The following is a 23,758-nucleotide window of genomic DNA, read 5'->3' as shown; positions in this document are numbered from 1 at the left end:
CGGTGCACGGTGCCGCAGAAAACCGGTCGCGATGGTGGTTTCCACGGCACTGCCGCGCGAGCTGCCTAGGCCAGGAAGCCGAACTTGCTCACCCTCGCGGATGATGCTGCGCATGCAGCCGCTTCAGGCCTTCCTTCGCCACCAGCGTGTAGATCTGCGTGGTGCTGAGCGAGCTGTGGCCGAGCAGCATCTGCAGCGCGCGCAGGTCGGCGCCGTGATTGAGCAGGTGGGTGGCGAAGGAGTGGCGCAGCACGTGGGGCGAGATGCGTTTCGGGTTGATGCCGACTTTCAGCGCGTAGCGCTTGACCAGGGTCCAGAACATCTGCCGGGTCATGCCTTCGCCGCGCCGGCTGAGGAACAGCGCCGCCGGCTGGCGGCCTTTCGCCAGCGCCGGCCGCGCGTCAGTCAGGTAGGCACCGATGCGCACCAGCGCTTCCTCGCCGACCGGCACCAGCCGATCCTTGCCGCCCTTGCCGGTGACCCGCAGCACGCCCTGGCGCGGGTTCAGCGCGGCCAGCGGCAGCTCTACCAGTTCGGACACGCGCAGGCCGGAGGCGTACATCAGCTCCAGCATGGCGCGGTCGCGCAGGCCCAGCGTAGTGCCGGTGTCGGGCGCGGTCAGCAGGCCCTCGATCTCGCGTTCGGCCAGCGCCTTGGGCAGGCTGCGCGGCAGCTTCGGACGCTCGATCAGCAAGGTCGGGTCGGCGAAGCCGGGCTCGCTGCGGGCGAGGAACGCGTAGTAGCGACGGAACGCCGACTGCCGTCGCGCGATCGAGCGCACCGCCGCCGGCTGCGCGCCGTGGTAGGCGGAGATGTCCTCGCGCCGCGCGGTGCGCAGGTTGCGTCCGCGCGCGGCAAGCCACAGCGCCAGCGCCTCCAGGTCGCGCCGGTAGGCCTCCAGCGTGCGGTCGGCCAGGCCGTCCTCCGACCAGACCCGCTCCACGAACGTGCTGATGTCCCGCCGGTCGGCTTCGGCGATACTGGCGCGGTTTTCGTCCTTCTTCATGCGCTCGATGCTGGGCATTGCGCGCGCGCTACGCAAGCGACCGAGCCACGATGCCGCCGAACCTCGCCACCACCGATACCCCCTGCCCGCCGTGGCGACGCCTGCTCGCGCTGGTCTACGACCTGCTGATCGTGCTGGCGATCGTAATGGTGGTGGGTCTCGTGTGTCAGCTCGCCACCGGCGGCAACCTGATCCGCACCGGCGCGCGGACGGTCGTGCCGGTCTGGTACCAGGCGCTGCAAGGGGCGGCGGTGGTGGCGTACTTCGTCAGCTCGTGGCGGCGCGGCGGGCAGACGCTGGGCATGCGCCCGTGGCGCATCCGGCTGACCCGCGGCGACGGCGGCAGGCCGACGCTGCAGCAGGCGTTGATCCGCGTACTGGTGGCGGCCGCGCCGCTGGCGCTGCTGCTGCTGGAACCGGTGATCGGGTTGCGCGCGACGCTGTGGACGCTGCTGGCGGTATGGGCCGGCTGGTTCGCGGTGGCCCTGGTCGACCCGCGCCGGCGCGCGCTGCACGACATCGCCGCCGGCACCGAGCTCCGCCGGCTGGACTGAACTTCATGCTGCGCTCAGCGCCCCCGCCGCCCAATCCGCCGATGCCTACACCGCACCCCGCCGAAAGCCGCAGCGACGCCGAACTGATCCGCGCCAATCGCGGCTTCTACGACTCGCTGTGGGCCGGGGCGAAACTGATCGCGCCGGCGTGCTTCAACACGTGGCCGCTGCTGCACGAACTGGCCGCGGCCGCGCCGCGCCGGCTGGAGGTGGCGCCTGGCCTGCGTCCGCGGCTGCCGTTGCACGGCAGCTGTTTCGTCGACCTCAGCCATGCCGCGCTGCGTTGCCTGCAGGCCAGCGGCGCCAGTGCGGTACACGGCATGATCGGCGCGCTGCCATACGGCGACGCCAGTTTCGACCTGGTCTGCGCGCTCGACATCCTCGAACACGTCGCCGACGACGAGGGTGCCCTGGCCGAACTGGCGCGCGTGGCAGCGCCGGGCGCCGCCGTGCTGCTGTCGGTGCCGCTGCACCCGGCGGCGTGGACGGCGTTCGACGATTTCGTCGGCCACTGCCGCCGCTACGAGCCGGAGCGGATCGTGGCCCTGCTCGCGCGGCATGGCTTCAGCATCGAACGCAGCGCGGTGTACGGCATGCAGCCGAAGTCCTCACGCCTGCTCGAACTCGGCCAGTGGTACCTCACCCATCACCGTGAGCGCGCGATGTGGTGGTACAACCGCGTGCTGATGCCGCTCGGCCTGCGCTTCCAGAAACCACTGCGATGGCGCGCCGGGCTGGGCGACACCAGCGGCGTCGACGAGCTGCTGCTGCGCTGCCGCTACCGGCCGGTTTTGGTGCCAAGTCGCTGATCGAGCTGCCATCGCTGATGGCGGCGACGCAACACTCCGGAAACCGATCGGCGCTAAGATGGCGACTTTCGCCTGCGACAAATCGTCCCGATGCTCTATCAGATCCATGAGTGGCAGCGCGCGTTTCTCGGCCCGCTGAGTCATTTCGCCCAGGCCGGCGCGCGCATGCTCAACGACGCCAGCAATCCGTTCGCGCAGTTGCCCGGCGCGCAGCGCATGGCCGCCGGCTATGAACTGATGCATCGCATCGGCAAGGCTTACGAGAAGCCCGCCTTCGGCATCCATACCGCCATCGCGCACGAACACGAGATCGCGGTGATCGAACGGGTCGCGCTGGACCAGCCGTTCTGCCAGCTGAAGCGCTTCAAGCGTTTCAGCGACGACCCGTCGACCATCGAGAAGATGAAGAACGACCCGGTGGTGCTGGTGGTGGCGCCGCTGTCCGGCCACCACGCCACGCTGCTGCGCGACACCGTGCGCACGCTGCTGCGCGACCACAAGGTCTACATCACCGACTGGGTCGATGCGCGCATGGTGCCGGCCGCGGTCGGTCCGTTCGGGCTGGACGACTACATCGCCTATGTCCGGGCCTTCATCCGCCACATCGGCGCGTCCAGCCTGCACGTGATCTCGGTCTGCCAGCCGACCGTGCCGGTGCTGGCGGCGGTGTCGCTGATGGCCGCGCGCGGTGAGGCCGCCCCACGCAGCCTGACCATGATGGGCGGCCCGATCGACCCGCGCCGCAACCCCACCAGCGTCAACAACCTGGCCACTACCCAGCCGCTGTCCTGGTTCAAGGGCAACGTGATCCACACCGTGCCGCCGAACTACCCCGGCCACGGCCGCGAGGTCTACCCCGGCTTCCTGCAGCACGCCGGGTTCATCGCGATGAACCCCGGGCGCCACCTCAATTCGCACTGGGATTTTTACCAGGACCTTGTCCGCGGCGACCTCGACGACGCCGAGTCGCACCGCAAGTTCTACGACGAGTACAACGCCGTGCTCGACATGCCGGCCGAGTTCTACCTAGACACGATCGAGAAGGTGTTCCAGCAGTTCCTGCTGCCGCGCGGCCGGTGGGACGTGGCCGGCGAACGGGTGAACCCGGCCGCGATCACGCGCAGTGCGCTGCTTACCATCGAGGGCGAGCTGGACGACATCTCCGGCCTCGGCCAGACCGAAGCGGCGCACGACCTGTGCAGCAGCATCCCGGCCACGCGCCGTGCGCACAAGGTGATCGAAGGCGCCGGCCACTACGGCATCTTCAGCGGCCGTCGCTGGCGCGAAACGGTCTACCCGCAGGTGCGCGACTTCATCCGCAAGTTCGACCACGCCGCGAAGTAGCCGCCCGCCGATTGCGCCCAGGCTTTGCGCCCGGCGGCCCGGCCCCATCGTCAATCCGAAATCGCCAGCACGCATGCGTCCGCGCCATAACTGCGGCAGCAGACGGGAAAGATCGACAAGCTACCCGGCGCGATCGCTGGTCCGAGCAGCCCTTCCAGAAAACCGCTGAAGAAGGCGCAGCCGGAGTGGCCTTCCGTGCATAGCGGGCTGGCGTGGATGCGCAACTGGTCGTCCTGCTGATCGACCTCGACCAGCGCACGCAGCGCGGGGGCGCCGATGTGCTCGATGGCCGCGCGCAAGTCCTGCCCGACGTCCAGCGCGTACTCGCGCTCGAACAGCCACGCGCCCGTGCGCTGCCCCGCCAGCGTGAGCGAGGATTCGCGCGCGCCGTCGGCAACCGCCTGCGCCAACGCCAGCAACCGCGGCACGATCCGCGGATACTCCGAGGGCAACTCGTGCAGCGCCCGACCGACCGCCGCTTCATCCGCCGGCAGCGGCACCAGCTGGACGAATGGCGCCGCCACCACGGGCGGCGCGGCCGGCGCCCGCGGCGTGGGCAGGATGAATTCGAACATCGGCTCCTCCACCACGGCTGGTGTCGGTGTCGGTGTCGGTGTCGATGTCGGCAAAGCTGCCGCATCGGTCAGCGCGACCGGTGCCGCGACGACGCCCGCCATCCCGGTACGATCGGCCATCGCGGGAGCGGGAGCAGGCACGGGCGCGGCAACCGGCGTTTTTTCCGCCGCAGGAGCCTCCGCTGCCGGGCGGCGTGCAACTGGCGGAGCCACGCGCACCGGCTCCATCGGTTCGCGCGATGCCGCGAAATGCGCCCGCGCCTCGCCTTCGACGAAGGGAAACATCTTCACGCTGATGAAGCGCTCGCAGGCGTCCAGCGCTGCCTCGAGCGCCCGCTGCTTGCGCGACGGCCCCTGCACCACCATCGTCAGCAGGATGCCGTGGTTATCCTGCACGAGGCGCTGCCGTTGCAGGCTGAAGCCGCCGGCCAGGACCAGCCGACCAACCTCTACCAGCAAGCCCTCACGGCGTTCCGAGAGGCCCTGGATTTCCAGCTCGATCATCATGCCCCCTGCATGCGATGCCGGTGATGCGTGTCGTGCCGCATGCTACGTCAGCCGCTGCGACAAAACCCGGACGCACGGCCGGAAATTCCGCTTGCACGGAACAGCCTTGTGGTGCATGCAGGCGGTCAACGAAAAGCCCCGCCGTAGTGGGGCCTTTCGTCCGGACTGCGCAGCTGCTTCAGCGCAGGATCGCGGCCGGGTCCTGTTTCGCCTTCAGCGCGCTGCACAGCTGGATCGACTCGCCGGTCTGCGCCAGGCCACGGCCGATGCCGGCGGCGTCCTGCTCGCGGGTCTTGAAGAACGCCTGCAGGCGGTCGTACTCGGCTGCCGAGCAGCCGCCGGCAGCCGCCAGCGACGGCAGGCGGCCGCCGGAGAAGCTGCCGGTGCGATCGAGGATCTGCTGGTAGTGCGCGGTGAACCACGACCACATCGCGTCGCGCTGGGCCTTGGTGTCGCGGACGCCGCGCAGCAACATGGCCATTTCGCCGACCTTGACCGGCTTGGTCAGCGCGAAGTCGCGCACCTGCTCGGCCAGCGCCGGATCTTCCACGCTGGCGAGGCCACCGAGGATGCCGTTGCGCAGCGCCGCATCGCTGGTCTTCGGCAATTCGGCAACCAGCGCATCGACCGCGCTCTTGCCGTGCTGCTGCACCGCCACGCCCAGCGCGTCGCCAAGCAGGTCCGGGTCGGCGGCGGCCAGGTCCAGATGGCCATCCGCCTCCGGCTTGAGCGCCGCCTCGCCCTGCTTGAGCAGCGCCGCGCGCACTTCCGGCAGCTTGAAGTCGAGCGCCAGCGCGCTGGCCAGGCTACTGCGCAGCAGCGCGTCATCCTCGGCTTCGCCAGCCTTGCGCTGGTAGCCGAGCTGCTCCAGCCGCGGCAGGTAGGCGGCCTTGGCCCAGTCGGCCAGGCGTTCGCGCTGGGCGTCGGTGACGGCGATGCGCTGATAGAGGCCACTGGCCGTGTCCAGTGGCGCCACGGCCACTTCGCGGATCTTCGAGCCGGCCAGCGGCTGCAGTGCCGCCAGCACCTGGCCCGCGTCCAGATCGCCGCGGCGGAAGCTGGCATTGATCGCGTCGGCGTAGGCCAGCTGCTCGGCATCGCTGAGCTTGCCGACCTGCTTGATCAGGCTGTCCAGCCCGGCCTGGTCGAGGCTGAAGCGGTAGTAGCCGCTGGCGTTCGCGTTCGGCATCACCCAGGTCGGCGTGCTGGCGCCGGGCAGCGCCATCGAGCCGGTGGCCTGGTCGAGCATTTCGCAGGCGACCTTGCTGCCGCCGCTGGTGCCGTAGCGCACGCATACCGGCACGCCCCAGATGCGCTGCGGGTCGCCGTGGCTGCCGAGCGGCAGGTAGCGGCTCTGGCTCAGCCGCAGCACGGTCTTGCCGTTTTTCTGTTCGAGCCTGGTCGCCACGTAGGGCACGCCGGACTGGTCGAGGAAGCTCTTGAACGCGTGCTTGAACGCGTCACCCTTGTCGGCCGCGGTGGCGATCGCCGAGACCAGGTCGTCGGCGGTGGCGTTGCCGAACTTCTGCTGCTGGATGTACGCGCGCATGCCCTTCTGGTAGGTCGGCTCGCCCACGTAGTTCTCGAACATGCCGATGACGCTGGCGCCCTTCTGGTAGGTGATGCCGTCGAACGCGGTCATGATGTCGCCGTTGCCGGTGATCGGCTGGCGGATGCTGCGCGCGCTGGTCAGGCTGTCGTTGCTCATCGCGCCCTGCGCACCACGCACGCGGTCCAGGTCGGCGCGGTACTCCGGGTGCACCTGCATGGTGACCTTCTGCTGCATCCAGGTGGCGAAGGCTTCGTTGAGCCAGATGTCGTTCCACCATTCGGTGGTGACCGTGTCGCCGGTCCACTGGTGCGCCAGCTCATGCGCGTTGACGTTGAACGAGCCGCGCACGTTGCGCGCGGGCGAATCCTTGTCGAGCAGCAGCAGCCAGTCGCGGAACGTCACCAACCCGGGGTTCTCCATCGCGCCGGCCTCGAAGTCCGGCGCCGCCAGCAGGTCGAGCTTGCCGAACGGATAGCCGAAGCCGTAGTAGTTCTCCAGTGCGTGGATGATGCTCGGCGCCTCGCTCAGCACGTGCTGCATGCGATGCCCCTCGCCCTTGGCGGCGATGCCGCGCAGCTTGAGCGGCTCGGCGCGGTACGCGTCGGGCGAGATGTCCGGGCCGTCGACGATGTCCCACGGGCCCACGGCGAACGCCACCAGGTAGGTCGGCAGCGGCTGGGTCTGCGCGAAGGTCACGGTTTTCCAGCCCTTGGCGGCCGGCTGCTCCTTCACCTGACGGGTGTTGGCCACCACGTTCTCGTGCTCGGGCACGGTGATGGTGATGTCGAACGGGGTCTTGAAGCCGGGCTCGTCGAAACCGGAGAAGGCGAAGCGCGCGCTGATCGGCTCCATCTGCGTCATCGCGTACGGCTGGCCCTTCGCGGTGACCTTGTACAGGCCCTGCAACTGCTGGTTGAGCGGCGCGGTGTACTCGAACTTCAAGGTCAGCTGCTGCGGCTCGAGCGTGCTGCCGAAATCCACCCGCGACACGCCGGCCTTCGGGTCCACCGCTACGTACTTGCCGGCATGCGCCTTGCCGGCGGCGTCGGTGACGGTCACCTTCGACACCTTCAATTCGGCACCGTCCAGCCACAGATGGTCGGAGGCCTGGTTCAGCTTCACCTTGATCGTGGTGGTGCCGGAAAAGTCCTGCTGCGCCGGATCCACCTTGAACGCGAGCTGGTACGACTGCGGCACCGCCCAGCCGGGCAGCCGGCCCTGCGGCGCCTGGTCGGCGCTGGCGGCGAACGCGGCGCCGCAGCAGGCAGCCAGCGCGGTGAGCAGAAGGGGACGGGCGAAACGGCGCATGAAAACATCTCTGGTTTGCGAGGGGAAACCCAAGCTAGGGCCGTCATGACCTTTGACCCAGTGCCGGAAGGCATGGCGGCCACCGGCCGGATCACGAGACGAAAAAAACCGGCGGCAAGGCAGGCCTTGTCGCCGGTCGGGGGAAACCCGCGCGCCTGCGGGGGAGCTGGAGGGAGGGGACTCCGACGCGCGGGGTGTTGCAGAACGTGCATGCAGGATAGGTCACGCCCTTGCATCGTTCCAATTGATTGTTACCATCCATGTCATAGCGTACGTCTATTGCCTGCCGGACCCGTCATGAACCTGCGCGATCTGCAATATCTGGTGGCCCTGGCCGAGCACCGGCATTTCGGCCGCGCCGCCGAAGCCTGCTTCGTCAGCCAGCCCACCCTGTCCACCCAGATCAAGAAGCTGGAGGACGAACTGGGCGTGTCGCTGGTCGAACGCACCCCGCGCAAGGTGCTGCTGACCGAGGTCGGCCGCGACATCGCCACGCGGGCGCGCGACGTGCTCAACGAGATCGAGCAGATCCGCGGCGTGGCCCGCCGCACGCTGGACCCGGAATCCGGCACGGTGCGCCTGGGCATCTTTCCGACGTTAGGTCCGTACCTGCTGCCGCACGCGCTGCCGCTGGTGCGCGAGGCGTTCCCCCGGCTGGAGCTGTTGCTGGTAGAGGAGAAGACCGAAGTGGTGCTGCGCATGTTGCGCGAAGGCAAGCTGGATGCCGGCATCCTCGCGCTGCCGCTGCACGAGGACAGCCTGCACAGCGAGTTCCTGTTCGAGGAACCGTTCCTGCTGGCGGTGTCGGACGCGCACCCGCTGGCGCAGCACCAGGGCCAGCTGAAGCTGGGCGACCTGTCCAGCCAGAACCTGCTGCTGCTGGAAGACGGCCACTGCCTGCGCGACCAGGCGCTGGAGGTCTGCCACCTGACCGGCGCCGGCGAGCACAGCGGCTTCCGCGCCACCAGCCTGGAGACGCTGCGGCAGATGGTGGCGGCGAACGTGGGCATCACCCTGCTGCCGGTCACCGCGGTGAAGCCGCCGGTGGCGCCGGTGGAGAACCTGCACCTGATCGAGTTCCGCGGCCACCCACCGAGCCGGCGCATCGCCATGGTCTGGCGCAAGAGCTCGGCCATGGACGGATTCCTGCGGCGGCTGGCGGACGTATTCCGGCAATTGCCGGCGGACCTGCTCGATGCGCACACCGCCACCACGCCGGCGCCAGCGCCGCGCAAGGCGGCGCGCCGATAGCTGCAAGCTATCCGTGCGATCCAGACAATCAATTTCATTGCGCGCCAGGCCGGCGCTAGGCTCGGCCAGAGCAGCCGTCAAGACCGCCAGTCACAACCCCTCCCAGCCCAACGCCACGAGGTGATGTCATGAGCAACTTGAAAGGATCGCGCACCGAGCAGAACCTGAAAGACGCCTTTGCCGGCGAGTCGATGGCCAACCGCCGCTACCTGTACTTCGCCGCCAAGGCCGACGTCGAGGGCTACAACGACGTTTCCGCGGTGTTCCGCTCCACCGCCGAAGGCGAAACCGGCCACGCCCACGGCCACCTGGAATACCTCGAAGCGGTGGGCGACCCCGCCACCGGCCTGCCGTTCGGCGGCACCCAGCTGAACCTGAAGAGCGCCATCGCCGGCGAAACCCACGAGTACACCGACATGTACCCGGGCATGGCCAAGGCCGCGCGCGACGAAGGCTTCGAGGAAATTGCCGACTGGTTCGAGACGCTGGCCAAGGCCGAGCGCTCGCACGCGAACCGCTTCACCAAGGCACTGGGCGACATGGCCTGAGCACGGCCGCCTGACCCTGATCGTCATCCCTGCGAAAGCAGGAATCCAGCGGCTCGGCAAGTATCCGAAGGCGCTGGATCCGGCTTCCGCCGGGATGACGGATTGCGTGCATCGACGCTTTGCTGACTCGACCTGTTCCAGTCCGCGGGGGAAATACGATGGCCGACCCCATCCACGAAACGCGCGAAGGCAACCTCGACGCGCCTACGCGCCATCCGCTGGGCCAGCACGACCCGGCCTTCTGGGACGCCGCAGCGCTGGAAGCGGAGATGGAGCGCGTGTTCAACATCTGCCACGGCTGCCGCCGCTGCGTCAGCCTGTGCCACGCCTTCCCCACCCTGTTCGACCTGGTCGACGAATCAAAGACGATGGAGGTCGACGGCGTCGACAAGGCCGACTACCCGAAGGTCACCGAGCAGTGTTACCTGTGCGACCTGTGCTACCAGACCAAGTGCCCGTATACGCCGCCGCATCCGTGGAACGTGGATTTCCCGCACCTGATGCTGCGCGCCAAGGCGGTGGCGTTCGAACGCGAGGGCGCGCCGCTGTCGTCGAAGATCCTGTCCAGCACGCGCACCGTCGGCAAGCTCGCCTCGATCCCGGTAGTGGTGCAGGTGGTCAACGCCGCCAACCGCAATCCGGCCGCGCGCCAGCTGCTGGAAAAGACCATGGGCGTCGACGCGAACGCGCGCGTGCCCGAGTACTTCGCGCCGACCGCGCGCAAGCGCCTGCGCGATCTCGACGGCAGCGGCGAAGCGGTGCCCGCGGGCCGCACCCGCGGCAGGCTCGCGCTGTTCGCCACCTGCTACTGCGACCACTCCGCGCCCGGCGTGGTCGAGGACCTCGCTGCCGTGCTGACGCACAACGCAATCCCGACCCGGCTGGTCGAGCAGGAAAGCTGCTGCGGCATGCCCAAGCTGGAACTGGGCGACCTCAAGACGGTGACGAAGTACAAGGAACGCAACATCCCGGTGCTGGCGAGGATGGCGCGCGAAGGCTGGGACTTCACCGCGGCGATCCCGTCCTGCGTGCTGATGTTCAAGCAGGAGCTGCCGCTGATGTTCCCGGATGACCCCGAGGTGGCGCTGGTCCGCGAGCGCTTCTTCGACCCGTTCGAATACCTGGCCGAACGGCACAAGGCCGGCCTGCTCAAGACTGATTTCAGGCAATCGCTGGGCAAGGTCGCCTGGCAGGTGCCGTGCCACCAGCGCGTGCAGAAGATTGGCCCGAAGACGCGCGAGATCCTGCAACTGGTGCCGGGCACCGAAATCGTCACCATCGAGCGCTGCTCCGGCCACGACGGCACCTACGGCGTGAAGCGCAAGACCTACGCGCTCTCGCGCAAGCTGGCCAAACCGGTGGAGAGCCGCGTGCAGCAGGCCGCACCCGACCATTTCACCAGCGACTGCCCGATGGCCGGCGGCCACATCGCCCACGGCCTCGGCGATCAGCCGGCGGCGGAGCACCCGCTGAGCCTGCTGCGCAAGGCCTACGGCGTTTGAAGCCCCTCTCCCGCTGGCGACCGAAGGAAGTCCCCTTGTGGGAGAACGGGGTGGGAGTGAGGGTTCGGCGAAACCGGCAACGCCACGCTCCGCCCGCACCCTCACCCGCCCTACGGGCACCCTCTCCCAAAGGGAGAGGGGTCAAAGCAAACCAGGGAAGTCTATGGACAAGCTCGAACGCGGCGACCTACTCAGCCTAGAGCACTACGCACAGCAACGCGCAGAATTTCGCACCCGCGTGATGGCGCACAAGCGGCAGCGCACGGTGCACCTGGGCGAGCACCTCACGCTGATCTTCGAGGACCGGCTGAGCCTCCAGTATCAGGTGCAGGAGATGCTGCGCATCGAGCGCATCTTCGAGGCCGCCGGCATCCAGGACGAACTGGACGCCTACAATCCGCTGGTCCCCGACGGCAGCAACCTCAAGGCCACCCTGCTGATCGAATACGCCGACGCCGAGGAGCGCAAACGCGAGCTGGTACGCCTGCGCCATATCGAGCACGCAATCGCGCTGAGCGTGCACGGCCACGCCGCAGTCGTCGCGGTCGCCGACGAGGACATGGAGCGCAGCAACGAGGAGAAGACCGCCGCCGTGCACTTCCTGCGCTTCGAACTCGATGCGGCGATGATCGCCGACTGGCGCGCCGGCGCGGCGGTCACGCTGGCCTCGACGCTGCCGGCGATGGCGGTTGAAGCCAATCTCACTTCCGGACAGTTGCACGCGCTGGCGGCGGATTTCAGCTGAGCATGCGCAAGCCCCCGTGAATCGCGACGCCACCGGGCGGACGAGCTGATCTACGTCGAACGGATCGACCTCACAGCGCCGTGAGCGGCCGACTCAATAGCGCAGCAGGCTGTGCAGTGGCCTGTCCGCCGGCCAGCGGCTGCGCCCCTGCAAGGCGGGCAGCTCGATCACCACGCTGGCGCCGAGCAGCTCGGCCCCCAGGCCGTCGACCAGGGCCGCGGCCGCCGCCAGCGTGCCGCCGGTGGCCAGCACGTCATCGGCCAGCAGCACGCGCTCGCCGGGGCGGAACGCATCGCGCTGCACCTGCAACTGGTCGCTGCCGTATTCCAGCTGGTAGTCCACCGTTGCCACCGGCGGCGGCAGCTTGCCCGGCTTGCGCAGCGGCACGAAGCCGGCGTACAGCTTCTGCGCCAGCGCGGCACCGAAGATGAAGCCGCGCGCCTCGATGCCGCACACCGCCTGCACGCCGCTGCCCTGCCACGGCTCGGCCAGTGCGTCGATACAGCGAGCGAAGCTGCCGGCGTCGGCAAGCAGCGGGGTGACATCACGAAACATCACGCCGGGACGGGGGAAATCGGGTACGGCGCGGATCAGTGCAGCGAGGTCTTGCATGAGGTTTCCTTGAGCGCACGCAGCTGCACGACTCAGCAGGGCGCGGCCAGCGGATCGTCCGGCAGCTCGTCGCCGATCGCCTGCCGCGCCTCGACCAGCCGCGCCTCGACCTCGGCCACGATGCCGCCGGCTTCGGCCAGACTCGATTCGGGCACCATCACTGCGATGTAATCCATCGCCGGCAACTGGCCGACGCCGCCGGTGAGGTACTCGCCGGCGATGAACGCCGGGATGCCGCCCGCCTCCAGCGCATCCTTGACCAGATGGGCATCGAACAGGTTCTCGGCGCGGTAGACGGTATGCATGCCTCGCACGCTAACCCGCCCCGGCACGCGGGGCAAGGCGCCCGGCGGCAATGACGGCGACAGGGTAAACTTGCGTGTTTCCGCCACCGCTTGCGAGCCCGTGCCGATGTCGACCGAGAATCCCGCCAACGCACCCGCCCATCCGGCGGCCGCCGTGCAGCAGGCGGCCCCACATCAGGACTTCATTCGGCAGATCGTGCGTGACGACCTCGCCGCGGGCAGGCACAGCGCGATCCACACCCGCTTCCCGCCGGAGCCGAACGGCTACCTGCACATCGGCCATGCCAAGGCGATCTGCCTGAGCTTCGGCATCGCGCAGGAGTTCGGCGGCTGGTGCAACCTGCGCCTGGACGACACCAACCCGGGCAAGGAAGACCCCGAGTTCGTGCAGGGCATCAAGGACGACGTGCGCTGGCTGGGCTACGACTGGCATGAGCTGCGCCACGCCTCGGACTACTTCGACGTGTTCTATCGCGGCGCGCTCAAGCTGATCGAGGACGGCCTGGCCTACGTGGACGACCTTTCCGCCGACGAGATGCGCGAGTATCGCGGCACGCTGACCGAGTCGGGTCGCCACTCGCCGTACCGCGAGCGCAGCGTGGAGGAGAACCTCGACCTGTTCCGCCGCATGCGCGAGGGCGAGTTCGCCGACGGCAGCCGCACGTTGCGCGCGAAGATCGACATGGCCTCCGGCAACATCAACCTGCGCGACCCGGCGCTGTACCGCATCCGCAAGGTCGCCCACCAGAACACCGGCGACGCCTGGCCGATCTACCCGATGTACGACTTCGCACACGCGCTCAGCGACGCGATGGAAGGCATCACCCATTCGCTGTGCACGCTGGAATTCGAGGACCACCGCCCGCTGTACGACTGGTGCGTGGACAAGGTGGATCTGCCGAACCATCCCGAGCTGTGGCAGTCGGTGGTCGCCGCGGGTCTGGAGGCGAAACCGGCCAAGCCGCGGCAGATCGAATTCTCGCGGCTGAACCTTTCCTACTGCATCACCAGCAAGCGCAAGCTGGCGCAGCTGGTGAACGAGCACTTCGTGGACGGCTGGGACGACCCGCGCATGAACACCCTGCGCGGCCTGCGCCGGCGCGGCTTCACCCCGGCCGGGCTGCGCCTGCTGATCGAGCGCGTGGGCGTCTCCAAGCAGAACAGCGTGATCAACTACGCGGTGCTGGAAAACTGCATCCGCGAGGATCTGGACGCTACCGCGCCGCGCCGCATGGCCGTGCTCGACCCGCTGAAGCTGGTGATCACCAACCTGCCCGAGGACCACGAGGAAACGCTGGTCTTCCCGAACCACCCGAAGGACGAAAGTTTCGGCACGCGCGAGGTGCCGTTCGCGCGCGAGGTATGGATCGAACGCGACGACTTCGCCGAAGTGCCGCCGAAGGGCTTCCACCGGCTGAAGCCCGACGGTGAGGTGCGCCTGCGCGGCGTCGGCATCGTGAAGTGCGGGGAGGTCGTCAAGGACGCCAGCGGCAACGTCGTCGAGCTGCATTGCACGCTCGACCCGGAAACCCGCCACGGCCTGCCCGGCGCCGACCGCAAGGTGAAGGGCACCATCCATTGGGTCAGCGCGAGGCAGGCGGTGGCCGCCGAGGTGCGCCTGTACGACCGCCTGTTCAGCGTGCCCGCGCCGGACAGCGAGGAGGACGGCAAGAGCTGGCTCGACCACCTCAACCCCGAGGCCAAGCGCGTGGTGCAGGCGTGGCTGGAACCGGCCGCCGCCAGTGTCGAGCCGGAGCAGCGCTTCCAGTTCGAACGGCTCGGCTACTTCGTGGCCGACCGTGTCGACCACCGCGCCGACGCGCCGGTGTTCAACCGCACGGTGACCCTGCGCGACGTCTGGACCCGGCCGGCCGGCCAGTAAGCAAACCGGACACACACGGAGCGAAGGCATGCTGCCGCTGCAAATCCACCTCACCTTGCCGCCGTGGATCGGCGACGTCGCCGACACCAACCGGCGCTACCACAGCGACGAGGAGCGCGTGAGCCTGGCGATCGGGCTGTCGCGGCACAACGTAGAGCGCGGCGGCGGCGGTCCGTTCGGCGCGGCCGTGTTCAACAGCCACAGCGGCCGGCTGGTCGCCGTCGGCGTCAACCGGGTGGTACCGCAAAGCTGCTCGGTCGCGCATGCCGAGATGATGGCGATCATGATCGCGCAGCAGCGCCTGAGCCGGCACCGGATGAACGAGGACGGCGGGCATTACGTGCTGGCGACCAGCTCGCAGCCCTGCTGCCAGTGCTACGGCGCCACCGTGTGGGCCGGCATCGACGAGCTGCTGATCGGCGCGCGCTCGGAGGACGTGGAGGAACTCACCGAATTCGACGAGGGCCCGTTGCCGGCCGACTGGATCGGCGAACTGGCCCGCCGCAACATCGCCGTGCGCCGCGACATCCTGCGCGAACAGGCGCGCGAGGTACTGGCCGCCTACGGCAGCGGCGGCACGCCGTATTGAGCCGCTGGCGCGCCGCGCTGCCGCTGATCCTGCTGGTGCTGGCCGGCCTCTTGCTGTTCGCCTCCGGTTCGCTGCACCAGCTGGCCCCGCAGCGGCTGGTGGCGCACCAGGCCGAGTTGCACGCGCAGATCGCCAGCCACCCGTGGCTGACCCGGCTGGCCTACATCGGGCTGCTGACGCTGACCGTGGCCACCGGCATCCCCGGCACCATCGTGGTGATCCTGGCCGGCGGCTTCGCCTTCGGCGTGGTGGACGCCACCGTGTTCTCGTCGATCGGCCTGACCCTGGGCTCGCTGGTGCTGTACCTGGCCAGCCGCTACGCCTTCGGTGCCGGCAGCCGCCAGCCGCCGGCGATGGTGGCCAGGCTGCGCCACGGCTTCGAACGCCACCCGGCGAGCTACACCCTGTTCCTGCGCTTCGTGCCGGTGGCGCCGTTCGGCCTGGTCACCATCAGCCTGGCCTGGCTGCGCTGTCCGCTGTGGCTGTTCCTCGGCGCCAGCTGGCTCGGCGGCACCGTCTCGCTGATCTTCGAAACCTCGATCGGCGCCGGCCTTGGCGACGCCATCGCCACCAGCCATGGCGGCCCTCTCGGCATCGGCCTGTTCCTGCACCGCGAAGTGCTGCTGCCGCTGGGCGCGATCGCCCTGCTCGCCCTGCTGCCGCTACTGCTCGAACGCCTCACCCGGCGACGCCGGCAGCCATCCCGGCATAGCGACTGAACCGCGACCCGGCCCGGCGCACGGCCGGTCCCGGCCGCCCACAGGCACCCGCTCCGCATCGCTCGGCGGAGAACATGGGGACTGCCGTTGCCAGGTCGGCCGAAAGTTCATGCGCCGGCCTTGTCGCACTGCCGGATGCACGGCGTCGGGCAAATTAACTTTGATTTGGCAGCACTTCATATTCCCATCCAGGCATGGCGCCGGGTCGTGACCCAGTACACGGATGTGCCTGTCGACCAACTGAAACAATACTGGTGACCCTAGGGGGAAATATGCCAGTTGCGATCCACACCGGCCGATGGCTTGCGGCACCGCGGCGCAGTTATCTGCGTCAGGCGCACGACGTATCGCGCATGCGGGGTTTCACCCTGATCGAGCTGATGATCACAGTGGCGGTCATCGCCATCCTGGCCGCCATCGCCGTGCCCAGCTACTTCCAGTACACCCTGCGTTCCAACCGCTCGGCGGCCGAAAGCCTCATGCAGGAAATGGCCAGCGCGCAGGAGCGCTACATGGTCGACAGCCGGGCGTTCGCCGGCAGCCGAACAGTACTCGGCTACGGCACGCTGCCGAACACGGTGGAACCCAACTACACCATCGCGATGGTGGCCACCGCCGCCTCCGCCTCCGGCGGCACCCCACCGGGCTACACCATCACCGCCACGCCGAAAGGTAGCCAGGTCCGCGATACCGCTTGCGCCGCCCTCACCCTCAACGGCGACGGCAGCAAGCTGGCCAGCGGCGGTGCCACGAACTGCTGGAAGTGACCATGCGCACATCGCGTAGCCACGGCTTCACGCTGGTCGAGATGCTGGTCACCCTGGCCATCTTCGCCGTGCTGCTGATGATCGCCATTCCCTCGATGCGACCGTTCCTGCAATCGCAAAGCGTCAAGAACGCCTCGATGGACCTGGTCTCCACGGTGGCGCTGGCGCGCAGCGAGGCGATCAAGCGCAATACCACGGTCGACGTGAAGGCCACCAACGTCGCCGACTGGAGCTTGGGTTGGGTGATCAGCCAGGGCGCCAACGTGATCCGCAAGCAGGGCTCCCTCGGCAACATCGCCATCACGCCGTCCACTGGGAGTTTCAGCTTCGACGGCAACGGCCGGATGACCAGCACGGGGGCCACGTTCGCCATCGCGCCGGTCAACAAGACCGGCTCGCAGCCGCTGTGCCTCAGCGTCATCGTGGGCGCCACCGGCCGCACCGAGTCCACCAAGGTCAGCTGCCCATGAAAAACCAGACCGGCATGATGTTGATCGAAGCGCTGGTGTCGCTGGTCATCGCCGCCATCGCCCTGCTTGGCACCGTCACCCTGATGGCGAAATCCACGCGCAGCGAGATGGAGTCCTACCAGCGGGTGCAGGCGCTGACCCTGGTGCAGGACATGGCCTCGCGCATCAACGCCAACCGGCAGGTGGCCTCGTGCTACTCGAACGGCGCCACCGGGCTCAGCACAACCACCGCCCCGCTGCCGGTCTGCGCCACCGGCTCGGCCGTCCAGATCGCCACCGCCAACGCCGATCTCGCCGCGTGGAAGAACGCGCTGCTCGGCTCCAGCGAAGTTTCCGGCGCCTCCAAGGTCGGCGCCATGATCGGCGCCGTGGGCTGCATCGACCAGATCGACGCGGCCAACCAGATCTATCGCGTGAGCGTCGCCTGGCAGGGCCTGATGCCCACCGCGGCGCCCGTCCTGACGTGCGGGCAGGCCTCGATCGGCAACACCAACCTGCGACGCGTGATCAGCGTCCAGATCCAGATCGCCAACCTCACGACGACATGATGGCTCCTCGCGCCCACGGCCAGCCCCTGTCGCATGCCCGCCTGCAGGCGGGCATGTCCCTGATCGAGCTGATGATCGCCATCGCCATCGGCCTGGCGCTGCTGGCCGGGCTCAGTTCGCTGTACGTCTCCACCAGCAAGGCGCGGGCGGAGTTCAACAAGACTTCCGAACAGGTCGAGAACGGCCGCTTCGCCCTGCAGTCCATCACCCGCGACATCGAAATGGCCGGCTTCTACGGCCGCACCAGCCAACCGCTCACTACCTCCAGCTACGCGCTGCCCGATCCCTGCGCCACGGCGCCGGCCTCGATGGGTTTCAGCACCACTCCGGCGCTCACTTTCCCGCTCCCGGTTTATGCGCCATCGCTGGCCACCACCGTTCTCCCCTGCCTGGCGACCACGCTTCCGAACATGCGGACGGGCGCGGAAGTCCTGACCGTCAGCTACGTCTCCGGCAGCGTCACCGCCACGCCGAGTGGCGCGGAATACTACCTGCAGCGTTCCGGTTGCGAAACCGACACCGTGCCGATGGTCTACAGCAACACCGCCAGCGCCTTCACGCTGCACAACAAGGCAGCCGTTGCCGGCGGCACCTGCAGCACCAGCAGCAGCGCCGAGCTGCGCAAGTACGTCGAGCGCAGCTACTACGTGGCCACCTGCGACGTATGCAGCGGCACCGGTGCCGATACCACACCGACGCTGAAGATAGCCGAGTTCGTGAACGGAGCGATCAATGTCTCGTCGCTGGTCACCGGCATCGAGGACGTGCACTACAGCTATGGCGTGGATCTCGACAACAACGGCTCGCCCGACTGCTACGTCGACAATCCATCCGACACCAGCGCCGTGCCGGCAACCTGCGCCACCGCGGTGACGGCTGCCGCCTACCCATGGACCGCGTCGGCCACCGCCAACTGGGCCAACGTCACCGCCGTACGCGTCAACCTGCTTTCGCGCAACCTGGACAACACCGCCGGCTGGACCGACACCCGCAGCTACGACCTGGGCCGCACCGCAGTGAACGGCCCGTACGGCGACCACTACAAGCGGCATGTCTACGGCACCGTCGCCCGCGTCTGGAACACCGGCGGCCAGAGGGAGAACCAGTGATGAAGACCTCTCCGCCCCGCGCACCGCAACGCGGTTTCACCCTGGTGATGACGCTGATCTTCCTGGTCATCTTCATGCTGTTCGCCATCTCCATGGTCAGCTCGAGCATGATCAACACCCGGGTCGCCGCCAACCAGCAGTACCGGCTGGAAGCCGGCACCGTGGCGCAGAAGGGCATCGAGCAGGTGATGAGCCAGCCGTTCATCCGGGTGCCGATTACCGCCATCACCCCCGTGCCGGTCGACGTCAACGGCGATGGCACCACCGATTTCACTGCACAGGTCGCGCCCCCGGCCTGCCTCGACAGCAAGATCATCCCGAACGCGTCCCTGCCGGTGGGCGACGTCTGCAAGGTGCCGAACAACCCCAACGGCAACCTGATCCTGCCCGGCCCGTCTTCCTCGGTATCCCCGCCGCCGACTGCGCCTTCGATGTGCTCGGCGACGGATTGGGACATCCAGTCCACCGTCACCGATCCAAGCAACACCGCCGTCGCGGTCACCATGCACCAGGGTGCCTCCGTGCAGGTGCCGATCGGCACGCCCTGCCCCTAATAACCTTGCATCCGTCGCCGCGGAGTAGCCGCCATGTCACACCCACGCACCCACCTGAATCACCGGCTGCGCATCCTCGCCCTGATCGCCGCGGCGCTGACGCTGCCAGGCATGGCCAGCGGCGAGGACATCGACCTGTACACCGGCAACCCGGTCAATGGCGGGCAGCCGAACGTGCTGCTGATCATGGACAACGCGTCGAACGGCAACTCGGCCACGTCGATCCTTCCCGGCAGCAACTGCCCCACCTGGATCACCTCCAACCCCAAGTCGCATGACTTCGAGGCATGCGCGCTCTACAACATGATCGGTTCCATCGGGGCACCAAGCAGCTCGCTGAACGGCCAGGTCAAGATGGGCCTGATGATGTTCAATCCGGCCGATGGCGGCTTGTTCTTCTACCCGAACCCCTCGCCGACCCCGCCCGGCCCCCTGCCTTTGCTGAATACCGCGGGCGCTACCACGTTCCAGAGCGCGATCGCGGGCACACCCGGCGGCGGAACCGGCCCCGGCACGGCGGCCGTCAGCACCAACTCGAACAATCTCGACGATTCGATGGAGGAGGCCTGGGCTTTCTTCAGCGGTACCAAGGGCCTGTCCGGGACCACCTACACCACGCCGATCAACGACACATGCCAGAAGAACTTCATCATCTACCTGGCCAATGTCAGCGGCAGCAACGCGCCAAAGACCTCCAACAGCGTCACGCTGCCGCAATCGACCCTGGCCACGGCCATGGGCGTCCCCGCCAGTACCAAACCCATGTCGCCGCCGATGATCCCGCTGAACCCCGCGGGCTACCAGCAGAACTGGGGCGACGAATGGGCGAAGTTCATGTATCAGTCCGACCTGTCCGGCATCCCCGCCTCGGTCGCGCACAACCCGCAGAACATCATCACCTACACCATCGCCGTTTCGGATGGCTGCGACGCCACGCAGCAGAAATGCGTCGATCACATCAACCTGGTCAAGAGCATGGCCGCCAATGGCGGCGGCAAGTACTTCTACGTCAGGGCGGGCGACGTGAGCGCCCTGGTCAAGGCGCTGATCACGATCCTCACCGAAGTGCAGGCGACCAACAGCGTGTTCGCCTCGGTGAGCCTGCCGGTCAGCGTGAACGCCCAAGGTACCTCGCTCAACCAGGTCTACGTGGGCATGTTCCGCCCGGATGCCACCGCCGCGCCGCGCTGGGCGGGCAACCTCAAGCAGTATCAGATCGGCTATGACTCCAGCAACAACGTGGTGCTGGATGACTCGCTGGGCAACCCGGCGATCAGCAACGCGGGCACCGGCTTCATTTCGCCCACCGCACTCAGCTACTGGACCGCGGACCACCAGACCGGCACCCCGGGCGACGGCCCGTTCACCGTCACCGCCAGCGGCTACAGCAGCAGCATCGTCGCCAACTGGCCGGCCAGCGGCTTCTGGGTCAATCGCCCGACCGGTTCCGGTGGCGCCTTCGATGCCCCCGACGGCGAGGTGGTCGACAAGGGTGGCGTGGCCGAAATGATCCGCGCGGACTACCTCACCGACCAGTCGAAGCGGGTGATCTACACCTGCACCAGCGTCGGCGGCTGCCCCAGCTCCGGCACGCTGCCCACCTTCGATGACACCACGTTGGCCGGCAGCAGCCTGTTCGGCACCAGCTCGACCACCACGCCCACCACCACCAACCTCATCAACTGGATCCGCGGCACCGACAACAACACCACCACCCCCGGCGCCGAAAGCCCGGCAGGGCCCGGCACTCCGGTCACCGTACGCCCCTCCATCCATGGCGACGTGCTGCATTCGCGGCCAGCGGTGGTCAACTATGGCGGTTCCATCGGCATCGTGGCGTTCTACGGCTCCAACGACGGCCTCCTCCGTGCTGTCAACGGCAACAAGAATGCCACCTCTCCCGGCGTCATCTCGATGGCCAGCGGGCGACTGGTACGCCCCGGTGGCGAACTGTGGTCGTTCATCGCACCTGATTTCTTCAACAGGTTCCAGCGCCTGTACAACAACAGCCCGCTGCTGACGCTGGGCTCCACCAGCGGCAGCGGCAAGCCCTACTTCTTTGATGGCACCACCACGGTCTACCAGGATCTGCGCGTGGCCGGCAGTCCGAAGACCTACATCTACGTCACGGCGCGCCGCGGCGGCCGGTTGATCTATGCGTTCGACGTGAGCGATCCAACCAAGCCGCCGCTCTTCCTGTGGAGCAAGACCAACGCCAACATCCCCGAACTCGGTCAGACCTGGTCGCAACCCAAGCTGGCCCTGGTCAAGGGCCACACCGACCTCAGCGGCAATCCCATTCCCGTGCTGGTCATGGGCGGCGGCTACGATCCCGCCGAGGATACGGACCCGGTCGCCACCGCCGACACCATGGGCCGCGCGATCGTGGTGCTGGATGCCTTCAATGGCAGCACGGTGTGGACCGCCTGTGCTTCCGGTTGCACAGCGTCGGTTTCCGGGATGACCTATGCGATCCCGTCCGACATCACCCTGCTCGACCGCAACGGCGACGGCTACGCCGACCGCCTCTACACCGGCGACCTCGGCGGCAACATCTGGCGCGTCGACGTCGACGACAGCTCCCCTGCCAACTGGAAGGTGACCAAGCTTGCCAGCCTGGGCACCACCGGTACCGGTACCGGCGCCAGCTGCGCCACCAACCCCACTGGCGCGCGCAAGTTCTTCTACCCGCCCGACGTCACGCCGACCACCAGCTTCGACGCCGTGGTCGCGGCCAGCGGCGATCGCGAGCATCCTCTGGCGTCGAACGCATCCTCCTGCGTGGTCAACCGCTTCTACATGCTGAAGGACACCAACACCGGCACCAGCGTAGCCACCAGCTGGACCACGATCACCCAATCCATGCTCACCGACGAAACCGGCGCCGCCGCGGAAACGACCCCGCCTTACTCCTCCACCAGCACCACGTCGGGGTTCTATGTCACTCTGACCCACTCGGGCGAGAAGGCGGTGAATGCGCCGCTGACGGTGGCTGGCTACACCTACTTCGGCACCAACACCCCGGCCGATCCCAAGCTGAACCCCGGCATGTGCTACCCGAACCTGGGCATTGCGCGCGGCTACGCCATCAACTTCCGGACCGGTGAGGGCCAGAACAGCAACGGCTACATCGTGTTCGACGGCGGCGGCCTGCCGCCCTCGCCGGTATTCGGCCTGGTCGAAGTCAATCCCGGCAGCGGCGTCTACACCCCGGTACTCATCGGCGGCGGCAACCAGACCGGCACTGGCGGCGGCAACAACAGCTCGGCGTTGGGCGCCCAGAGGGTCACTCCGCCCAATACCGGCAAGCGCAAGCGTACCTACTGGTTCACCGAAGGTCTGAAATAAACCTTGCAGGCGCGGCCGCCACGCCGCGCCTGCACCAAGGCACACACGGATTTGCCCGGGCTCGACGGCAACTGGCCACCGAGCCCAAGGGCAAACACCTGCTGATCGCGGACGGCGACACGAGCATTCGAAACCATGCCGGCTAACGCACGAACAAAAAAAGAGCGCCCGTCCGGACGCTCTGGAAACTGGTGGGTCGTCCGGGACTCGAACCCGGGACCAATAGATTAAAAGTCTACTGCTCTACCAACTGAGCTAACGACCCATCATTGCAAAACTCAAGCGGGCAATTTTACGGGCTGGGCGACAGCCGTACAAGCAAACGCATCGACCCGCTTCAGACGTAGCGGGTGGGATCGGCCAGCCCCGCTTCGCGGAAGCCTTGTGCGCGCAGTCGGCAGGCATCGCAATGGCCACAGGCACGGCCTTTCTGGTCGGCCTGGTAGCAACTGACCGTGGCCGAGAAATCCACGCCGAGGCGCTGGCCCTCGCGCGCGATGTCGGCCTTGCTCATGCGCATCAGTGGCGCATGGATGCGGATGCCGGCACCTTCCACGCCGGCCTTGGTGGCGACGTTGGCCAATTTCTCGAAGGCCTCGATGAAGGCGGGGCGGCAATCCGGATAGCCGGAGTAGTCGACCGCGTTGACCCCGCACCAGATGTCGCTTGAGCCGAGCACCTCGGCCCAGCCCAGCGCGATCGACAGCATGATGGTGTTGCGCGCCGGCACGTAGGTCACCGGGATGGCGCTGCTGTCGGCAGCATCCAGCGGCACGTCGATGTCGGCGGTGAGCGCGGAGCCGCCGATGCTGCGCAGGTCGATGCCGACCGTCTTGTGCTCGATCGCGCCGAGCATCGTCGCCACGCGGTCGGACGCCGCCAGCTCCGAGCTGTGGCGCTGGCCATAGGCCACGCTGAGCGCATGCACCTGGTAACCCTGCTCGCGCGCGATGGCGATGGTGACGGCCGAATCCATGCCGCCGGAGACGAGCACGACGGCCTTGCGGGGAAGTGTTTCAGACATGGGTTTCATCCATTGGGGTACGGCCGGTCACCGGCCGGAAAGCGCACGCGGCGACACAGGCCACAGCGCGTAGAACAGGAGTGCGTGAAGAGGAACGAAAAGTGAGTGGAAAGTGCGCTGCGCACCTCCC

Annotated in this window: 22 protein-coding genes and 1 tRNA gene; 16 read left to right on the top strand and 7 right to left on the bottom strand. The window is 67.8% G+C overall.

The genetic code is table 11. The annotated features are described in order from the left end of the window. Positions 1–88: 88 nt before the first annotated feature. Complete coding sequence (xerD, locus tag LRK53_RS05285) at positions 89–1,006, bottom strand: site-specific tyrosine recombinase XerD (protein ID WP_027493100.1); 918 nt, start codon at positions 1,004–1,006, stop codon at positions 89–91. Between the two features lie 50 nt (positions 1,007–1,056). Between xerD and LRK53_RS05280 the strand changes: the two genes are divergently transcribed. The 3 genes from LRK53_RS05280 to LRK53_RS05270 all read left to right on the top strand — a co-directional run bounded on the left by LRK53_RS05280 (position 1,057) and on the right by LRK53_RS05270 (position 3,713). Further along, positions 1,057–1,560 (top strand): RDD family protein, encoded by a 504-nt coding sequence (locus tag LRK53_RS05280; RefSeq protein ID WP_027493101.1) that lies wholly within the window; start codon positions 1,057–1,059, stop codon positions 1,558–1,560. Positions 1,561–1,601: 41 nt separating this feature from the next. After that, entirely contained in the window at positions 1,602–2,369 is a 768-nt protein-coding gene (locus tag LRK53_RS05275) for a class I SAM-dependent methyltransferase (RefSeq protein ID WP_037089937.1), read from the top strand. A 90-nt stretch (positions 2,370–2,459) separates the two neighbouring features. Beyond that, positions 2,460–3,713, top strand: a complete 1,254-nt coding sequence (locus tag LRK53_RS05270) for a polyhydroxyalkanoate depolymerase (RefSeq protein ID WP_027493103.1) — start codon at positions 2,460–2,462, stop codon at positions 3,711–3,713. A 50-nt stretch (positions 3,714–3,763) separates the two neighbouring features. Here the strand turns inward: LRK53_RS05270 and LRK53_RS05265 are convergent, their stop codons facing one another. Both LRK53_RS05265 and LRK53_RS05260 read right to left on the bottom strand, forming a co-directional pair. Beyond that, entirely contained in the window at positions 3,764–4,795 is a 1,032-nt protein-coding gene (locus LRK53_RS05265; protein WP_027493104.1) for a hypothetical protein, read from the bottom strand. Positions 4,796–4,973: 178 nt separating this feature from the next. Continuing rightward, positions 4,974–7,655: a M1 family metallopeptidase gene (locus LRK53_RS05260; protein ID WP_027493105.1), complete on the bottom strand. Its 2,682-nt coding sequence runs from the start codon at positions 7,653–7,655 to the stop codon at positions 4,974–4,976. A 297-nt stretch (positions 7,656–7,952) separates the two neighbouring features. Here LRK53_RS05260 and LRK53_RS05255 point away from each other — a divergent pair, with 297 nt between their 5' ends. The 4 genes from LRK53_RS05255 to LRK53_RS05240 all read left to right on the top strand — a co-directional run bounded on the left by LRK53_RS05255 (position 7,953) and on the right by LRK53_RS05240 (position 11,701). After that, on the top strand, positions 7,953–8,906 hold the full coding sequence (locus LRK53_RS05255; RefSeq protein WP_027493106.1) for a LysR substrate-binding domain-containing protein: 954 nt from the start codon (positions 7,953–7,955) through the stop codon (positions 8,904–8,906). 128 nt (positions 8,907–9,034) lie between these two features. Beyond that, the gene (locus LRK53_RS05250; protein ID WP_027493107.1) at positions 9,035–9,454 is read left to right on the top strand and encodes a rubrerythrin family protein; all 420 of its coding nucleotides are present in this window, start codon (positions 9,035–9,037) and stop codon (positions 9,452–9,454) included. Positions 9,455–9,612: 158 nt separating this feature from the next. Continuing rightward, positions 9,613–10,956, top strand: a complete 1,344-nt coding sequence (locus tag LRK53_RS05245) for a (Fe-S)-binding protein (protein ID WP_027493108.1) — start codon at positions 9,613–9,615, stop codon at positions 10,954–10,956. Between the two features lie 163 nt (positions 10,957–11,119). After that, positions 11,120–11,701, top strand: a complete 582-nt coding sequence (locus LRK53_RS05240; protein ID WP_027493109.1) for a DUF3501 family protein — start codon at positions 11,120–11,122, stop codon at positions 11,699–11,701. 93 nt (positions 11,702–11,794) lie between these two features. On the opposite strand, the gene LRK53_RS05235 is transcribed toward LRK53_RS05240, so the two are convergent. Beyond that, on the bottom strand, positions 11,795–12,313 hold the full coding sequence (locus LRK53_RS05235; RefSeq protein ID WP_027493110.1) for an adenine phosphoribosyltransferase: 519 nt from the start codon (positions 12,311–12,313) through the stop codon (positions 11,795–11,797). A gap of 32 nt (positions 12,314–12,345) precedes the next feature. After that, positions 12,346–12,618, bottom strand: coding sequence for a putative signal transducing protein (locus LRK53_RS05230; RefSeq protein WP_027493111.1), 273 nt, complete (start codon positions 12,616–12,618; stop codon positions 12,346–12,348). Between the two features lie 106 nt (positions 12,619–12,724). Between LRK53_RS05230 and LRK53_RS05225 the strand changes: the two genes are divergently transcribed. The 9 genes from LRK53_RS05225 to LRK53_RS05185 all read left to right on the top strand — a co-directional run bounded on the left by LRK53_RS05225 (position 12,725) and on the right by LRK53_RS05185 (position 22,604). Then, entirely contained in the window at positions 12,725–14,500 is a 1,776-nt protein-coding gene (locus LRK53_RS05225) for a glutamine--tRNA ligase/YqeY domain fusion protein (protein WP_027493112.1), read from the top strand. A 28-nt stretch (positions 14,501–14,528) separates the two neighbouring features. Continuing rightward, complete coding sequence (locus LRK53_RS05220) at positions 14,529–15,089, top strand: nucleoside deaminase (protein ID WP_027493113.1); 561 nt, start codon at positions 14,529–14,531, stop codon at positions 15,087–15,089. Next, positions 15,086–15,808 carry a TVP38/TMEM64 family protein gene (locus tag LRK53_RS05215; RefSeq protein WP_235642544.1) on the top strand — a complete coding sequence of 241 codons (723 nt, stop codon included), beginning with the start codon at positions 15,086–15,088 and terminating at the stop codon, positions 15,806–15,808. Before LRK53_RS05220 ends, LRK53_RS05215 begins: the two co-directional genes overlap by 4 nt. 353 nt (positions 15,809–16,161) lie before the next feature. Beyond that, positions 16,162–16,575 carry a type IV pilin protein gene (locus LRK53_RS05210; protein WP_235642543.1) on the top strand — a complete coding sequence of 138 codons (414 nt, stop codon included), beginning with the start codon at positions 16,162–16,164 and terminating at the stop codon, positions 16,573–16,575. A 2-nt stretch (positions 16,576–16,577) separates the two neighbouring features. Then, a complete protein-coding gene (locus LRK53_RS05205) occupies positions 16,578–17,045 on the top strand; it encodes a GspH/FimT family pseudopilin (protein WP_027493115.1) in 468 nt (155 codons plus the stop codon). Next, positions 17,042–17,593, top strand: coding sequence for a type IV pilus modification protein PilV (pilV, locus tag LRK53_RS05200; protein ID WP_027493116.1), 552 nt, complete (start codon positions 17,042–17,044; stop codon positions 17,591–17,593). The genes LRK53_RS05205 and pilV overlap by 4 nt, the downstream gene beginning before the upstream one ends. 53 nt (positions 17,594–17,646) lie before the next feature. Beyond that, entirely contained in the window at positions 17,647–18,702 is a 1,056-nt protein-coding gene (locus LRK53_RS05195; RefSeq protein WP_235642542.1) for a PilW family protein, read from the top strand. Continuing rightward, positions 18,702–19,256, top strand: coding sequence for a pilus assembly PilX family protein (locus LRK53_RS05190; protein ID WP_027493118.1), 555 nt, complete (start codon positions 18,702–18,704; stop codon positions 19,254–19,256). The genes LRK53_RS05195 and LRK53_RS05190 overlap by 1 nt, the downstream gene beginning before the upstream one ends. Positions 19,257–19,289: 33 nt before the next feature. Beyond that, positions 19,290–22,604, top strand: coding sequence for a pilus assembly protein (locus LRK53_RS05185; RefSeq protein WP_037089947.1), 3,315 nt, complete (start codon positions 19,290–19,292; stop codon positions 22,602–22,604). Between the two features lie 189 nt (positions 22,605–22,793). Here the strand turns inward: LRK53_RS05185 and LRK53_RS05180 are convergent. Further along, positions 22,794–22,869, bottom strand: a tRNA-Lys gene (locus LRK53_RS05180). A 72-nt stretch (positions 22,870–22,941) separates the two neighbouring features. After that, on the bottom strand, positions 22,942–23,628 hold the full coding sequence (queC, locus tag LRK53_RS05175) for a 7-cyano-7-deazaguanine synthase QueC (protein ID WP_027493120.1): 687 nt from the start codon (positions 23,626–23,628) through the stop codon (positions 22,942–22,944). Positions 23,629–23,758 lie beyond the last annotated feature (130 nt).

Origin of the sequence: Rhodanobacter thiooxydans (assembly GCF_021545845.1) — a bacterium.
Classification (GTDB): Bacteria; Pseudomonadota; Gammaproteobacteria; order Xanthomonadales; family Rhodanobacteraceae; genus Rhodanobacter.
This window is presented reverse-complemented; position numbering and strand designations above follow the sequence as displayed.

Bases quoted from the DNA above. Each gene is read 5' to 3' on its own strand.
- xerD (WP_027493100.1), bottom strand. From the start codon at position 1,006: ATGAAGAAGGACGAAAACCGCGCCAGTATCGCCGAAGCCGACCGGCGG.
- LRK53_RS05280 (WP_027493101.1), top strand. From the start codon at position 1,057: ATGCCGCCGAACCTCGCCACCACCGATACCCCCTGCCCGCCGTGGCGA.
- LRK53_RS05275 (WP_037089937.1), top strand. From the start codon at position 1,602: ATGCCTACACCGCACCCCGCCGAAAGCCGCAGCGACGCCGAACTGATC.
- LRK53_RS05270 (WP_027493103.1), top strand. From the start codon at position 2,460: ATGCTCTATCAGATCCATGAGTGGCAGCGCGCGTTTCTCGGCCCGCTG.
- LRK53_RS05265 (WP_027493104.1), bottom strand. From the start codon at position 4,795: ATGATGATCGAGCTGGAAATCCAGGGCCTCTCGGAACGCCGTGAGGGC.
- LRK53_RS05260 (WP_027493105.1), bottom strand. From the start codon at position 7,655: ATGCGCCGTTTCGCCCGTCCCCTTCTGCTCACCGCGCTGGCTGCCTGC.
- LRK53_RS05255 (WP_027493106.1), top strand. From the start codon at position 7,953: ATGAACCTGCGCGATCTGCAATATCTGGTGGCCCTGGCCGAGCACCGG.
- LRK53_RS05250 (WP_027493107.1), top strand. From the start codon at position 9,035: ATGAGCAACTTGAAAGGATCGCGCACCGAGCAGAACCTGAAAGACGCC.
- LRK53_RS05245 (WP_027493108.1), top strand. From the start codon at position 9,613: ATGGCCGACCCCATCCACGAAACGCGCGAAGGCAACCTCGACGCGCCT.
- LRK53_RS05240 (WP_027493109.1), top strand. From the start codon at position 11,120: ATGGACAAGCTCGAACGCGGCGACCTACTCAGCCTAGAGCACTACGCA.
- LRK53_RS05235 (WP_027493110.1), bottom strand. From the start codon at position 12,313: ATGCAAGACCTCGCTGCACTGATCCGCGCCGTACCCGATTTCCCCCGT.
- LRK53_RS05230 (WP_027493111.1), bottom strand. From the start codon at position 12,618: ATGCATACCGTCTACCGCGCCGAGAACCTGTTCGATGCCCATCTGGTC.
- LRK53_RS05225 (WP_027493112.1), top strand. From the start codon at position 12,725: ATGTCGACCGAGAATCCCGCCAACGCACCCGCCCATCCGGCGGCCGCC.
- LRK53_RS05220 (WP_027493113.1), top strand. From the start codon at position 14,529: ATGCTGCCGCTGCAAATCCACCTCACCTTGCCGCCGTGGATCGGCGAC.
- LRK53_RS05210 (WP_235642543.1), top strand. From the start codon at position 16,162: ATGCGGGGTTTCACCCTGATCGAGCTGATGATCACAGTGGCGGTCATC.
- LRK53_RS05205 (WP_027493115.1), top strand. From the start codon at position 16,578: ATGCGCACATCGCGTAGCCACGGCTTCACGCTGGTCGAGATGCTGGTC.
- pilV (WP_027493116.1), top strand. From the start codon at position 17,042: ATGAAAAACCAGACCGGCATGATGTTGATCGAAGCGCTGGTGTCGCTG.
- LRK53_RS05195 (WP_235642542.1), top strand. From the start codon at position 17,647: ATGTCCCTGATCGAGCTGATGATCGCCATCGCCATCGGCCTGGCGCTG.
- LRK53_RS05190 (WP_027493118.1), top strand. From the start codon at position 18,702: ATGAAGACCTCTCCGCCCCGCGCACCGCAACGCGGTTTCACCCTGGTG.
- LRK53_RS05185 (WP_037089947.1), top strand. From the start codon at position 19,290: ATGTCACACCCACGCACCCACCTGAATCACCGGCTGCGCATCCTCGCC.
- queC (WP_027493120.1), bottom strand. From the start codon at position 23,628: ATGTCTGAAACACTTCCCCGCAAGGCCGTCGTGCTCGTCTCCGGCGGC.